This window comes from Paucibacter sp. JuS9 (assembly GCF_044043925.2).
In the GTDB taxonomy this organism is placed as follows: Bacteria; Pseudomonadota; Gammaproteobacteria; order Burkholderiales; family Burkholderiaceae_C; genus JAUASW01.
In genome coordinates this window covers 681,170-694,129 of the sequence record NZ_CP194172.1, presented here as the reverse complement: position 1 = coordinate 694,129, position 12,960 = coordinate 681,170, and the positions used below count along the sequence as shown (strand labels likewise).

Sequence of the window (12,960 nt, the reverse complement as noted above, 5' to 3'; positions counted from 1 at the left end):
CCCGCCCCTGCCTTCAGGCACGTCGATCAGCGCCCAAAAGGGGTCACCAATAGCGCTTGCGGGCCTCTTCCCCCTCAAGTCGGGGTGTCTGAGAAGGCCTCGCTCCGTGACAAAGTACCCGGCCAAATTAGGGTCGCCCCCTATGATTGAGGCACACGAACACAACACGCACCGAGGGTCTGTTCTTCATGTCTCGCTCCACGTCTTTCTTGCTCAAATTCGCCCCAAGTCTGGCTGCGCTGGCAGTCGGCCTGAGCACGGCCGTGGCCCATGCCGGCCTGATTCCTCTGGTGGCCGCGCCGGGAGCCGTCGGCAGCGGTCTGGCAGGCAGCTGGTACAAGGTGGACGACAGTGCCAAGTTCAGCAACTACGTCTACAACGGCGAAGTCATCAAGGACACCGCCTGGGGCACGGGCATCTGGTCCATCGGCGACCTCGCACAGATCCAGGCCAGTGGCAGCGCCCTGGTCCTGAACAGCGCCAGCACGGTGTCGGCGGTCAGTTTCGCCAATGATGTCTACAACAACCTGCAGGCCAGCGGCTCGCTGGGCACCTGGAACATGGACTATGTGCGCCCGGTCGCGCCGGTCGTCGGCCCGAGCACCAGCGATTGCCCGATGGCACCTGAGGCAGCGCACTGCGACCAATGGAACTACGCCGCCATCTTCAGCGGCTTCCTCTACATCGGCACCAGCGGCTTCTACGACCTCGGCATCTTTGCCGACGATGGCTTCTCCTTCTCCCTGCATGGCAGCGGCCAGACGCTGTCGATGCTGCAGGACTCGGTGGCCGGCGGCCCCGGCCGCAGCTCCTATTCCCTGGCCGACACCCTGGGTGCCGGCGGCGGCATCGAGCTGGCAGCCGGCTATTACGGCGTCGACCTGAGCTACTACAACCGGCTGCAGGCTGGCGTGATCGACTTCGGCATCAAGCCCTGGGACGGTTACTGGGAAACAGTGAGCAAGGAGCAATTGTTCACCCAGGTGCCGTCCGAGGTGCCTGAACCAGGCTCGGCCGCACTGCTGGCCCTGGCGCTGGCCGGTCTCTGGGGCAGCTCGCGGGTCGTGGGGCGTCGGCGCCGGGCGCTGGCCACCGCGGCCTCCTGAGCCTGCGCGGCCGCATGAGACCCCGGGCTGCCCGCCCTGGTGCGGCGTTGGGCGCCGTGGCCATCGCTGCGGCGCTCTCTGCTTTTTTACCCGCTGCTGCGGCGGCTGACCCGCATGGCACGGCCATCGTCGACGCGCGCGCGGGTCGCTATGAAAGGGCGCTGCCCGTACTGGAGCGCCTGGTGCGCGAGCAACCCGGCAACGCGGTCTATCGACATGACCTGATCGCCGTCCTGAGCTGGGCCGACCGCCACGCGCAGGCGCTGGCCGCCAGCCGTCAGCTGAAGCTGGACAAGGACACGCCCGACTACGTGCTGGCCGCCATCGGCCATTCGGCCCTGCATGGCCAGCAGCCTGCGCGCGCCGTGCAAGCCTATCGCCTGCTCACCAGCCGCAAGCCGGCCGATGCCGACGCCGCTCTGGGCCATGCACTGGCCCTGCTGGACACCAGGCAAGCCCCCCAATCAGACAAGCAATTGCAGCGCGTGCTGAAGCTGGCGGCGCGCAAGCCGGCCCTGCTGCGCTCCGCGTATGAAGCCTTGAGCGCGCGCGCGGAGAGCGAGCGGGCCCGGCCTTTCGCGCAGCGCCTGGCGGCTCTGGGTCAGGCACCGGCAGCGCCACAGGCAGTGCAGCCGGGCCAAGCAACACAGGCAGCAACCGTTCAAGCGCCCAACGCGCCGCCGGAGCCGCCGCGCGCGCCACAGGCCGCTGCGGTCGCCGAGGCGATTCCGACGCCGGCTCCCGCGCCCTCCCCCGATTTCGAAGCCCTGCTGCAAGCCCATGCCGGCCGCGTCCGCGCGGCAAGCGCCTTGCTGGAGCGCGACTACACGCCGGCCCGCTATCGCCTGGTGGACGAGACCCTGGCCGAGAACGCCCGGCTGAGCGCGCAAGCCGAAGCGGCTGGGCGCCCGGACCTGGTCAAGCGCCTGCGCCAGGACCGCGTGCAAGCACTGCGGGACCGCGGCGACATGGCCGCCGCCGTGGCCGAGTTCAGGGCACTCGATGCCGGCACCGAGCCGGTCGCACCCTATGTGCTGCTGGCTGCGGCCGACGCACTGCTCGCGCTGCGCCAGCCCGAAGAGGCGCGCACCTTGTACAAGCGCGCCCTGGCCGAGGCCGCTGAAGTCAACGCCCACGGCGGCCTGCTCTATGCCGAGCTGGAAGCGGAAGATTTCGCCGGTCTGGCGCAAGGCCTTGACCACTGGCTGGCACAGAGCAGGCAATCGCTTGCCGCCCGCCGGGCCCAGGCGACCATGCTGCGCTTTGCCAATCGGCTCGACGAAGCGCAAGCCACGCTGAGCGCCCTGATGCGCGAGCAACCCACCGACAGCGGCCTCTGGCTGGAGCAAGGCGAGCTGCTGGCCCAGCGTGGCCAGCCGCGTGCCGCGCAAGCCCGCTTCGAACGCGTGCTGACCGCCGAGCCCGGCCATCTGCGTGCGCGCATCGGCCTGGCCAATGCGCAGTGGGCGCAAGGCGATGTCGAAGCAGCCGCCACGACGATTGCCAGCCTGCGTGCCGAAGCACCCGAACATCCTGCCGTGCAGCGCCTGCTGCGCGAGTGGGAGCAGCGCTCGAAATCCACGCTCTCGAGCGGCATCACCCGCGGCTTCGGTCAGGGCCTGGTAGCAGGCAACAGCGAGCTGCTGTGGGAGTCGAGCTACCAGAGCGGCCAATCGGCGCAAGGCCTGCGCGCGTTCGCCAACCACCATCTGGCGCGCGCCCGCTTTGGCGGCACCGAGGCGCAGCATGAGCGTCTCAGCGCCGGCCTCGAATGGACCCGCCGCGACCTGCAGCTCACTGCGGAGCTGGGCCAGGACCTGCGCAACGCCAAGGACACCGTCTGGGCTGCCGCCCTGGGCTGGCAACAGGACGACCATTGGTCCTGGCGCCTGCGCCATGAAAGCCAGACCAACGACTTCCCCTTGAAGGCGCGCCAACCCGACTCGCAGGCAGGCGCACCGACCTATCTGCAGGCCAGCCGCACCGTGCTGGGCGGCGCCTGGCGCCAGGACGAGCAACGCCGCGTCGCGGCCGATGCCTCCTTCTACGATTTCAACGACGGCAATCGCCGGCAGGCCCTGGCCCTGAGCTGGCAGGAACGCCTGCACAGCAGCCACAGCCGCACGCTGGACCTCACGCTGGCCGGCTACACCAGCAGCAACACGCTGCCCGACACGGTCTACTTCAACCCCAAGCGTGATCTGGCGGTCTCCGCCACCCTGGCCGCCGACTGGCTGACCTGGCGCCGCTATGAACGCAGCTTCAACCAGCGCCTGTCGTTGACCGTGGGCAACTACCGCCAGACCAGCGAGGTGCGGCTGGGCACGGCCATCGTCGAGCGCAGCTTTGGCTGGCGCCCGTTCCAGGAACTGCGCTACGAGCATGAATGGCAATGGGCGCCAAGCGGCAACCTGCGCTACGGCATCGGCAGCCGCCGTTTCGCCTATGACGGCGTCTACGAAAGCAAGCTGCACGCCTACCTGAACGCGCTGTGGAGGTTCTGATGACAGACCTCTTCGCCTTCGACGCACTCGGCCTGCTGTTCGGCTTCACCTTCTACTACCCGCTGTTCATGTCCTACCTGTGGATGTGCGGCGGCCTGTTCTATTACTTCCACTACGAGCGCCGCGACCCGGCGTTCGACCAGCCCGCGCCGCTGCCGAGCTACCCGGGCGTCAGCGTGCTGGTGCCCTGCCACAACGAGGCCGCGAACATCCGCGACACCGTGGCCGCGCTGCGGGCCATCGACTATCCCGAGTACGAGATCCTGCTGATAGACGACGGCAGCACCGACGAGACGCCGCAGATCCTGGAGGCGCTTGCCGGCGAGGACATGCGCATCCGCGTGATCCATCTGGCGCGCAACCAGGGCAAGGCCGTGGGGCTCAACACCGCAGCGGCCGTGGCACGCTTCGACTTCTTCCTGTGCATCGACGGCGACTCCATCGTCGACCCGCATTGCCTGCGCTGGATGATGCGCCACCTGCTGTCCGGCCCGCGCGTCGGCGCCGTGACCGGCAACCCGCGCATCCGCACACGCTCCACCCTGCTGGGCCGCATCCAGGTGGGCGAGTTCTCCTCCATCATCGGCCTGATCAAGCGGGCGCAACGCACCTACGGCAAGGTGTTCACGGTGTCAGGCGTAATGGTCTGCCTGCGCCGCGCCGCGCTGCACCATGCAGGCTACTGGAACCCGGAGGCGCTGACCGAAGACATCGACATCAGCTGGCGACTGCAGATGCGGCACTGGGATGTGCGCTTCGAGCCCAATGCGCTGTGCTGGATCCTGATGCCCGAGACCTTCAAGGGCCTGTGGCGCCAACGCCTGCGCTGGGCCATGGGCGGCACGCAGGTGCTGTTCAGCCAGCATGGCGTGTTCGGCAAGTGGCGGCATCGCCGCATGATCCCGGTCTACCTTGAATACTTTGCCAGCGTGCTCTGGGCCTACTCCATGGCCGGTGTGATCGCGCTGTTCCTGCTGGGCCAGGTCCTGCCTCTGCCCGAGCCGCTGCAGATCAGCACGCTGCTGCCCGGCTGGGCGGGCCTCGTGATCGGTACCACCTGCCTGATGCAGTTCGGCGTCAGCATGTTCCTGGACTCGCGCTACGAGCGCGGCCTCGGTCGTTACTACTACTGGATGATCTGGTATCCGCTCGCCTTCTGGTTCCTGAGCGTGTTCACCACCCTGGTCGCGATTCCCAAGGTCATCCTGCGCGGCAGCCGCCGTGCGCGCTGGAAGAGCCCTGACCGAGGGCTGCAGCCATGAAGAAGCCATCGCCGCAGTTGATCATCGACCGGCCCGACCTGATGACCTGGCGCCAGCGCGCCATGTTCGGTGCACTGACGGCCGCGTTCTGGATCGTCTGGTTTGCTCTGTGGCTGCCTGTGGTCACGATGGCGGGCTGGCTGTTCTTCGGCCTGCGCTTTCAGCGCCACATGCTCCAACTCGAGGGCTACCACGGCTTCCTGGGGCTGGTCGGCGCCTATGCCCTGGTGATCATGGCCATGGGCGGCTCCCTGCTGCTCTGGGCCAAGTACAACCACCTGCGCTTCCGCGGTGTGGACCGGCGCCGCGACTTCCCGGTGCCGGCACCGGCCGCCATCGCACAGTCCTTCGGCCTGAGCGAAGAGCTCATCTGCAGCGCGCGGCAGCACCAGGTGATGACGGTTCATCACGACGACCACGGTGCCATCGTCCGGATCGAAGACCGCGCGGCGGCGCGCGAAGCGCGCGCCAAAGCCGTCGTGGCCGAGGCGCGCAGCCTGGCAGCCACCCACTGAGCAGGCTGCGGGCCGCCCAGGGCGCTCACCTCGCCTTGAACAGGGGGTGATGCTGGGCCGAGACCTAGAACCGACTCAGGGCTCGACTTCGCCGCTCTGCACCTGGTCACGCCCCTGCTCCTTGGCGCGGTAAAGCGCCCGGTCGGCAGCCGCCAGCAGGCTGTGCGTCTGCTGGTCCGGGTGTGGAACGCAGGAAGCCACACCGATGCTGAGCGTCAGCACACCGCTGGGCGAATCGGCATGCGGGATGGCCAGCTCGCGCACCGCCGCACTGACCCGCCTGGCCAGTTGCAAGGCCGCCGCGGTGTCGCTGGCCGGCGCGATGAAGACAAACTCCTCGCCGCCGTAGCGGGCCACCAGGTCCCCCTCGCGGCAGACGGTGCTGGCCAGCGCATGCGCAACGCGGCGCAGGCAGTCGTCGCCGGCCTGGTGGCCATAGCGGTCGTTGAACTTCTTGAAGAAATCCACGTCGATCAGCGCCAGCGCCAGCGGTTGATGCAGGCGCAGCGCGCGCGTCCATTCGCTCAGCAGCTGGGTGTCGAACTGGCGGCGGTTGGCAATGCCGGTGAGTCCGTCGGTGGTGCTCATCGCCGCCAGCTTGCGGTTGAGCAGCTCCAGTTCGGCGGTGCGCGCTGCAACGCGACTTTCGAGCGACTGCTCGGAAGCGCGCAGTTCGTTGACCAATTCCCCCTGCACCCGCAGCGCCTCGCGTTGTGCCCTGGCCTTCTCGCGGCGCAAGGTGTTGTAGCGGTCGGCCAGGGCGAAGGAGAGCAGCAGCATCTCGATGGCCGAGCCGAACTGCGTGCCTTCGCTGGTCAGCACATTGGTGGGCAGCAGGCCGAGGTTGCGCAAATGCGTGAGCACGACGGCCAAAAGGATCACGACGAACGCCGCCACGAAGTAATAGGCGCTGCGATGGCGCTTGATGGCCCCCATCACGCCCACCAGCAAGAGCAGCAAGGCTGTCAGCGAATTCAGCACCACGAACAGCGGCGCGAAGCGCTGGAAGAAGAAGACCAGCATCGGCACGCACAAGAGGTTCACCACCACCATCAGCCGCAAGGCCTTGTCCAGCCGCGGCAGCAGCAGCGAGGTGTCGAGCACGCGGCGGGTGAACAGCAGCAAGGCCACCGCCGCAATGGAAGACGGCACATTGACGCCCACCACCGTCCAGGCCGGCAGGTCGCCCCACAGGTACTCGGCACCCAAGCCGGTGAAGGTGGCCAGCGCCGTGGCCACGCTGGCCGCGAAGGCGACGTAGAGCAGGAAGCTCAGGTCGCGCAGCGCCAGGAACAGCATCAGGTTGTAGAGCGTGATCGCCAGCACCAGGCCGAAGTAGATGCCCTGAGTCACGTAGCCGGCACGCTCGTGCCTGGCATGGGCCTCGGGCGACCACAGCCGGGCCGGCACGTTCAGGGAGTTCGGCGTCTTGAGCCGCAGATAGACGGTCTGCTCGCTCTTCGCCGGCAGCGCAAGCGGAATCACATAGAAGCGGCTGGGGTGCGGCCGCGCGGCGAAGGGGCGGGCAAAGCCGGTCTCGGTCACGCGGTAGAGGCCGGCTGGGTCTGGAAGGTAGACGTCGACCTCGGCCAGCAGCGGGTAGCTGATCTCGATCCGACGCTCCAGCGCCTGATCGCCCGGGTTGGCCAGCTGCAGCCGCAACCAGACGGCCGACTTTGTGTAGGAGAACCCCAGCGCCTGACCGTTGCCGGTGCTGGGCTTGAACAGGCCAGCCTGGCGGGGCGAAAGGACCTCAGCCAGCTTCAGCGCCCCGCTGCTGTCTTCGAGCACCTCGAAATGCGAGGTCAGCGACAGCCCATCGCTGCCTGGCTGCGAGACGTCAAGCGCCGGCCCGGCCGCGCTGGCCCCTGCCGCGCTCAGGAACAGGCCCAGCGCAAGTGCGAATCCACGCAAGCGGTTCATCGTTTCAGGGGCAGCACTTCGGAATTGAGAGGTGTGGGCGGCGCTGCGCCGGTGAGCGCGGCAATCAGGTTGTCGGACGCCAGGTTCGCCATGGCCAGGCGCGTCTTCACGGTGGCGCTGGCGATGTGCGGTGTCAACACGACATTGGGCAGGGCCAGCAGGTCGGGATGGACCCTGGGCTCGCCCTCGAACACATCGAGCCCGGCCGCCGCAATGCGGCGCTCGCGCAGCGCCTGTGCCAGCGCGGCGTCATCCACGATGCCGCCTCGGGCCACATTGGTCAGCGTCGCCTGTGGCTTCATCAGCGCCAGCTCGGCCGCGCCGATGCTGTGATGCGACTCGGCGGAATAAGGCAGGACGATCACCAAGTGGTCGGCCTCTTTCAGCAACTGCTCTTTCGACACGTAGCGCGCACCGACCTCGGCTTCCAGTTCGGGCGCCAGCCGCGACCGGTTGTGATAGATCACCGGCATGCCAAAGCCCAGGTGCCCGCGCCGCGCAATGGCCCGGCCGATGCGGCCCATGCCGAGAATGGCCAGCGTGGCGCCATGCACGTCGGAGCCGGTGAACATGTCCACGGCCCACTTGCTCCATTCGCCACGGCGCAGGAATTGCTCGCTCTCGGCCATGCGGCGCGCGGTGGCCATCATCAGCGCGAAGCCGAAGTCGGCCGTGGTCTCGGTCAGCACGTCCGGCGTGTTCGACGCGAGCACGCCGCGCGCAGTGCAGGCCGCCAGGTCAATGTTGTTGTAGCCCACGGCCATATTGCAGACGGCCTTGAGACCGGGGCAGGCGTCGAGCACCTCGGCATCGATGCGCTCACTGCCGGTGATGAAGGCGCCCGCCTTGCCCTGCAGCCTGGCAATCAGCTCCGCCTTGCTGAAGACCGTGTCTTCGGGGTTGGTCTCGACCTCGAAATGCGCGGCCAGGCGCTCGACGACGGAGTCGAAAACGCGGCGGGCGATCAGCACCTTCATGGCATCAGCCTTCCAAGAATCGCGTGAACTCAGCCACCGGCGCCCGCTCGGTCACCAGACCGTTCTCGACCGCGGCCGGATCAGCAAAGCCGAGCGACATGCCGCACACCAGTTGCTGCTCGGGCTTGAGCTGCAGCTCTTCAGCGATCAGGCGATGGAACTGCGTGAACGCCGCCTGCGGGCAGGTGTGCAGGCCACGAGCCCGGGCGGCGATCATCACGTTCTGGATGAACATGCCGTAATCCAGCCAGCTGCCCTGCTGCATCACACGATCGATGGTGAACATCAGGCCCACCGGCGCATCGAAGAACTGGTAGTTGCGGCCATGCTGGTCATGCATGCGGGCCTTGTCGGTCTTGGCGATGTTCAGCAGGCCGTACAGGTCCCAGCCGATCTTGCGGCGGCGGTCGATATAGGGCGAGACCCACTCGCGCGGATAGTAGGCGTACTCCTCGCTGTGCGCGGCGAGCTCGGTCGGGTCGTCGTAGACGGCCATGATGCGGTCGGACAGCCGCTGCCTGGCCACACCGGTCAGCACATGGACCTGCCAGGGCTGGGTGTTGGTGCCTGAAGGCGCGCGCGAAGCCACACGCAGGATGTCTTCGATCACCTGGCGGGCAACGGGCGTGGGCAGGAAGGCGCGCATGGAATGGCGGCTCTCGATGGCCGCGTCGACGATGGCGGTCTGCTCGGGCGTGGGGATGTCAAATCGGTTGGCAGTGCTCATGGCAGGGTCAGTCCTTGCAAGGCTTGCAGATAGGGAGCCGGCAAGGCGGCCACCGGGCGGCGGTTTTCGCGGTCCACATAGACATGGATGAAGTGCCCACGGGCGGCGCAGGTATCGGCGCCTTCCGCGAACAGGCCGATTTCGTAGCGCACGCTGGAGCGGCCCTGCTGGCTGACCCGGATGCCGGCATCGATGGCCTGCGGAAATGCCAGCGAATCGAAGAAGTTGCAATGCGTCTCGACCACCAGGCCGATCACCTCGCCGCCGTGGATGTCCAGCGCGCCTTGCGCGATCAGGTACTGGTTCACCGCGGTGTCGAAGAGGCTGTAGTAGACGACGTTGTTCAGGTGGCCGTAGATGTCGTTGTCCATCCAGCGGGTGCCCAGGCGCACGAACTGGGCGTAGGCACTGCGCTGTTCTGGCTGCGGGCGGGGGCTGCTGTTGTTGCTGCTCATGACTCATTCTTTCATTGCGGGGCCTGCCAGGCGGACCAGCTGTGCGCCGCCTCTCTCAGGGTACTCACTTGCAGGGCCACCGTCACGGCCACATCATGACCATAGCCACCAGCCATTGACAGCGCCACCGGGATGCGGCGCTCGCGCAGGGCCTCGAAGACGCGCCGATCCCGCTCGCGCAGGCCAGCGGTCGTCAATTTGAGCCGGCCAAGGCGGTCTCCCTCATGCGGGTCGGCACCGGCCAGGTAGAAGGCCAGGCCCGTTGGCGGCTCCAGGCGCTGCCAGACCTGGGCCAGGGCACGATCGAGTGCAGCAAGATACGCCTCGTCGCCGCAGCCGTCCGGCAGCTCCACGTCCAGGTCGCTGGCTGCCTTGCGGAAAGGAAAGTTCTTTTCCCCGTGCATGGAGAAGGTGAAGACGCTGTTGTCTCCACTGAAGATGGCCGCCGTGCCATTGCCCTGGTGCACGTCGAGGTCGATCACCAGCACCTTGAGGCCGGGGCGGCTGTGCCCATGGCGGCGATGCCATTCGGCCTGCATCAGCCGCGCGGCCACGGCGACGTCGTTGAAGACGCAATAGCCGGAGCCCTTGTCTTCCTGGGCATGGTGGGTACCGCCGGCCAGGTTGGCCGCCAGCCCTTCGGCCAGCGCCGCTCGTGCGGCCATGATGGTGGCGCCGACCGAGCGGCGCGAACGCTCCACCATCGAGGGCGACCAGGGGAAACCTATTTCCCGCTGCTGGGCGGCACTCAGATGGCCCTGCTGGACCGCATCCAGATAGGAAGGCGAATGCACCAACGCCAGCTCGCCTTCGCTGGCGGCGTCAGCCGCCTGCAGTCGGATCAGGCCCGGATCGGCCTCCAGCGCCGCACGCAGCATCCGGTACTTGTCCTGCGGAAAACGGTGACCCGGCGGCAGGGCCAGGCTGTGGGCGTCGGAATGGAAAACAAGCATCGTGGGCGCCACGATACCGGCTTGCAGCGGGCTTGACCGTCATGCGCGCGTCACCGGCGCGCGGCACTCTTGCCGAGGGGGCCAGGGAGGTCGAAGGTCATTTACAAATTATTTGGTGCAGTGCAGCAAAAAGTACTTGCAATCGACCCGGACGGCCCCGATACTTCGATCCATGCTGCAGTGCAACAAAAGAGCTGCAAGCCCGAGTCCCCAAGCATTTCCACCCTTTCAGGAGAAAACACCATGCTGACCCCGGAACAAGTTTTTGCTGCACACAAGGCCAATGTCGAAACCCTGTTCGGCCTGACCAACAAGGCCTTCGAAGGCGTTGAAAAGCTGGTCGAGCTGAACCTGCAAGTCGCCAAGACCGCGCTGAGCGAAGTCGCCGAAACGACCACGGCCGCCCTGTCGGTCAAGGACGCTCAAGAGCTGCTGAGCCTGCAACAGTCGCTGCTGCAACCCAGCGCCGACAAGGCCGCTGCCTACAGCCGTCATCTGTATGACATCGCTGCCGCCACCAACGCCGAAGTTGCCAAGCTCGCCGAAGGCCAGTTCGCTGACGTGCAGAAGAAGTTCAGCTCCGTCGTCGACAACGCCGTCAAGAACGCACCGGCCGGCAGCGAAAGCGCCGTCGCCCTGGTGAAGTCGGCTGTCGCTGCTGCCACCAACGCACTGGAATCCGCCCAGAAGGCTGCCAAGCAAGCCGCTGAAGTGGCCGAAGCCAACTTCCAGGCTGTCACCAGCCAGGCCGTCAAGGCCACGCAAACGGCCACCCGCTCGAGCAAGCGCGCCGCTGCCTGAGCAACGACTCTGAGCCTCTTGGCCCGCGGCCCACGCGGCGGGCATGCAAGTTGTCTCCTGGTACCCGCGAGAAGCTCTGCTTCACCAAGTACCGTTCAGCCCAGTGCCCTGCACTGGGCTTTTTTCATGGCTGTCGCAGGCCGCGGTCCAGCTGATCGGCCACCAGTTCCAGTCTCAGGAGCGGGTTGTCCAGCGCCAGCAGGCGCTGCTTCTCGAGCTGCGGCAGGGGCAGGATCTCGCACCAGCGGTTGGCAAGCCAGCCGCAATCGTCCCAGTGATAGGGCGGCTGCAAGGGCAGGTCTTCGGCCGCGACGGCCTGTTCGAACTGGCTCAGGAGCAATTGCAGGTTGCGGCTGACACGCAGCAGGTCCGGAGGCACGGGCACCGCTGCATCATCCGGCAAGAGCCGGCCCTCGCCCACCCACAGGCCATGCGCCAGACACTCGCTCCGGCTGAGCGAGAAACGCTGGCCGCCGGTGCAGCGGACCTGCAGCAAGCCGGGCTGCGGCCGCTCGCAATGATCGACATGGGCCAGCGTGCCCAGGGTCTCGAAAGACTCCTGGACAAAGGCTTCGCCCTCGCCACGCTGGCGCACCTCGCCACCGGCCGTCAGCGCAACGACACCAAAGGGCTCGCCGGTCTTCAGGCAGCGCTGGATCAGGTCCAGGTAGCGCGGCTCGAAGATGCGCAGGTTCAGGTGCCCGCCCGGGAACAGCACCGAACTGAGCGGAAAAAGCTCGATGCGCTGGACCATCAGTGGGTCTTCGCGGCAATGCGCTGGCGGATCGCCGCCAGCATGCTCAGCGCCACCTCTCGGCCGGCCTGGATCGAGCGCTTGCGGGCCGTGAAGTCTGCGCTGCCCACGCCATTGAGGCTGGGGCGCAGCACCACGTCGGCATCGCGAAGCTCATAGGAGTTGATGCTGCGGCCCATGATGGAGAAGGTCTGAAGGAGCATGCGCAAGGCATCGCCGGGCGGTTTTTCCTCCGGCGGAGAGGTGATATCCACCGCGATCACGAGCTCGGCGCCCATCTGCCGCGCAAAGCGCACCGGCACCGGCGCAACGAGGCCGCCATCCACATACTCCCGCGTGCCGATCTTGACCGGCTGGAACACCGCCGGCACCGCGCTCGAGGCCCGCACCGCCGCGCCGGTATCGCCGCTGCGGAAGAGGATGGGCGAGCCGTCCGACAGGTCGGTGGCGACGATGCCCAGCGGCAGCGGCATCTGCTCGATCAGCTTGTTGCCGGTTTTCTCGCGCACATAGCGCGCCAGCGCCTCGCCACGGATCAGGCCACGGGTCGGGAAGGCCCAGTCGGTGATCGCGCCTTCGTCCATGCTCTCGGCCAGGAGCGCCATCTCGTTGCCGTTCTTGCCCGAGGCATAGAGCGCCGCCACCAGGCTGCCGGCCGAGGTCCCGGCCACCAGGTCGACCTTGATGCCATTTTCTTCCAGCACCTGGATCACGCCGATATGCGCAAAGCCTCGGGCCGCGCCGCCACCCAGGGCCAGGCCGATACGCGGAGGCTTGGGTGGCGGTTTGGGTGTCACGGGCTCCACGGGAACAGGCACCGTGACCGGCGGCGTCGCAGGCGGTGGCAGCAGGCTGGAACAGGCGGACAAGGCCAGCGTGACACAGAGGAGCAGGCTGCGGCGCACCAGCAAGGCGCGATTGGAGGCTTGGGGCATGGCTGCATTGTAGGAATGAGCATCACGATGGCGCGGCGGCTGGAGGCA

General features: G+C 67.2%; 12 protein-coding genes. 5 read left to right on the top strand and 7 right to left on the bottom strand.

Translation table 11 applies throughout. The annotated features are described in order from the left end of the window. Positions 1 to 188: 188 nt before the first annotated feature. From ABT392_RS03020 to pgaD, 4 genes are read left to right on the top strand one after another with little or no spacing between them, the layout of a single operon-like run. Positions 189 to 1,106, top strand: coding sequence for a hypothetical protein (locus ABT392_RS03020; protein WP_464970900.1), 918 nt, complete (start codon positions 189 to 191; stop codon positions 1,104 to 1,106). A 14-nt stretch (positions 1,107 to 1,120) separates the two neighbouring features. Next, positions 1,121 to 3,610: a poly-beta-1,6 N-acetyl-D-glucosamine export porin PgaA gene (pgaA, locus tag ABT392_RS03015; protein ID WP_395386654.1), complete on the top strand. Its 2,490-nt coding sequence runs from the start codon at positions 1,121 to 1,123 to the stop codon at positions 3,608 to 3,610. Next, positions 3,610 to 4,872 carry a poly-beta-1,6-N-acetyl-D-glucosamine synthase gene (gene pgaC, locus ABT392_RS03010; RefSeq protein WP_334278625.1) on the top strand — a complete coding sequence of 421 codons (1,263 nt, stop codon included), beginning with the start codon at positions 3,610 to 3,612 and terminating at the stop codon, positions 4,870 to 4,872. The genes pgaA and pgaC overlap by 1 nt, the downstream gene beginning before the upstream one ends. Next, positions 4,869 to 5,387, top strand: coding sequence for a poly-beta-1,6-N-acetyl-D-glucosamine biosynthesis protein PgaD (gene pgaD / locus ABT392_RS03005; RefSeq protein WP_395386655.1), 519 nt, complete (start codon positions 4,869 to 4,871; stop codon positions 5,385 to 5,387). The genes pgaC and pgaD overlap by 4 nt, the downstream gene beginning before the upstream one ends. 75 nt (positions 5,388 to 5,462) lie before the next feature. Here the strand turns inward: pgaD and ABT392_RS03000 are convergent, their stop codons facing one another. Genes ABT392_RS03000 through ABT392_RS02980 form a run of 5 tightly spaced genes read right to left on the bottom strand, consistent with a single transcriptional unit; the run spans position 5,463 to position 10,422 of the window. Beyond that, a complete protein-coding gene (locus ABT392_RS03000) occupies positions 5,463 to 7,310 on the bottom strand; it encodes a diguanylate cyclase (protein ID WP_395386656.1) in 1,848 nt (615 codons plus the stop codon). Then, complete coding sequence (locus ABT392_RS02995; protein ID WP_395386657.1) at positions 7,307 to 8,287, bottom strand: 2-hydroxyacid dehydrogenase; 981 nt, start codon at positions 8,285 to 8,287, stop codon at positions 7,307 to 7,309. Before ABT392_RS02995 ends, ABT392_RS03000 begins: the two co-directional genes overlap by 4 nt. A 4-nt stretch (positions 8,288 to 8,291) precedes the next feature. Further along, positions 8,292 to 9,014, bottom strand: a complete 723-nt coding sequence (locus ABT392_RS02990) for a nitroreductase (RefSeq protein WP_395386658.1) — start codon at positions 9,012 to 9,014, stop codon at positions 8,292 to 8,294. Continuing rightward, the gene (locus tag ABT392_RS02985; protein ID WP_395386659.1) at positions 9,011 to 9,469 is read right to left on the bottom strand and encodes an acyl-CoA thioesterase; all 459 of its coding nucleotides are present in this window, start codon (positions 9,467 to 9,469) and stop codon (positions 9,011 to 9,013) included. The genes ABT392_RS02990 and ABT392_RS02985 overlap by 4 nt, the downstream gene beginning before the upstream one ends. Positions 9,470 to 9,480: 11 nt before the next feature. After that, complete coding sequence (locus ABT392_RS02980) at positions 9,481 to 10,422, bottom strand: histone deacetylase family protein (protein WP_395386660.1); 942 nt, start codon at positions 10,420 to 10,422, stop codon at positions 9,481 to 9,483. 243 nt (positions 10,423 to 10,665) lie between these two features. Between ABT392_RS02980 and phaP the strand changes: the two genes are divergently transcribed. Continuing rightward, positions 10,666 to 11,223 (top strand): TIGR01841 family phasin, encoded by a 558-nt coding sequence (gene phaP / locus ABT392_RS02975; RefSeq protein ID WP_395386661.1) that lies wholly within the window; start codon positions 10,666 to 10,668, stop codon positions 11,221 to 11,223. 124 nt (positions 11,224 to 11,347) lie between these two features. Here the strand turns inward: phaP and ABT392_RS02970 are convergent, their stop codons facing one another. Both ABT392_RS02970 and ABT392_RS02965 read right to left on the bottom strand, forming a co-directional pair. Continuing rightward, on the bottom strand, positions 11,348 to 11,977 hold the full coding sequence (locus tag ABT392_RS02970; RefSeq protein WP_395386662.1) for an LON peptidase substrate-binding domain-containing protein: 630 nt from the start codon (positions 11,975 to 11,977) through the stop codon (positions 11,348 to 11,350). After that, complete coding sequence (locus ABT392_RS02965) at positions 11,977 to 12,912, bottom strand: patatin-like phospholipase family protein (RefSeq protein WP_334278615.1); 936 nt, start codon at positions 12,910 to 12,912, stop codon at positions 11,977 to 11,979. The genes ABT392_RS02970 and ABT392_RS02965 overlap by 1 nt, the downstream gene beginning before the upstream one ends. Positions 12,913 to 12,960 lie beyond the last annotated feature (48 nt).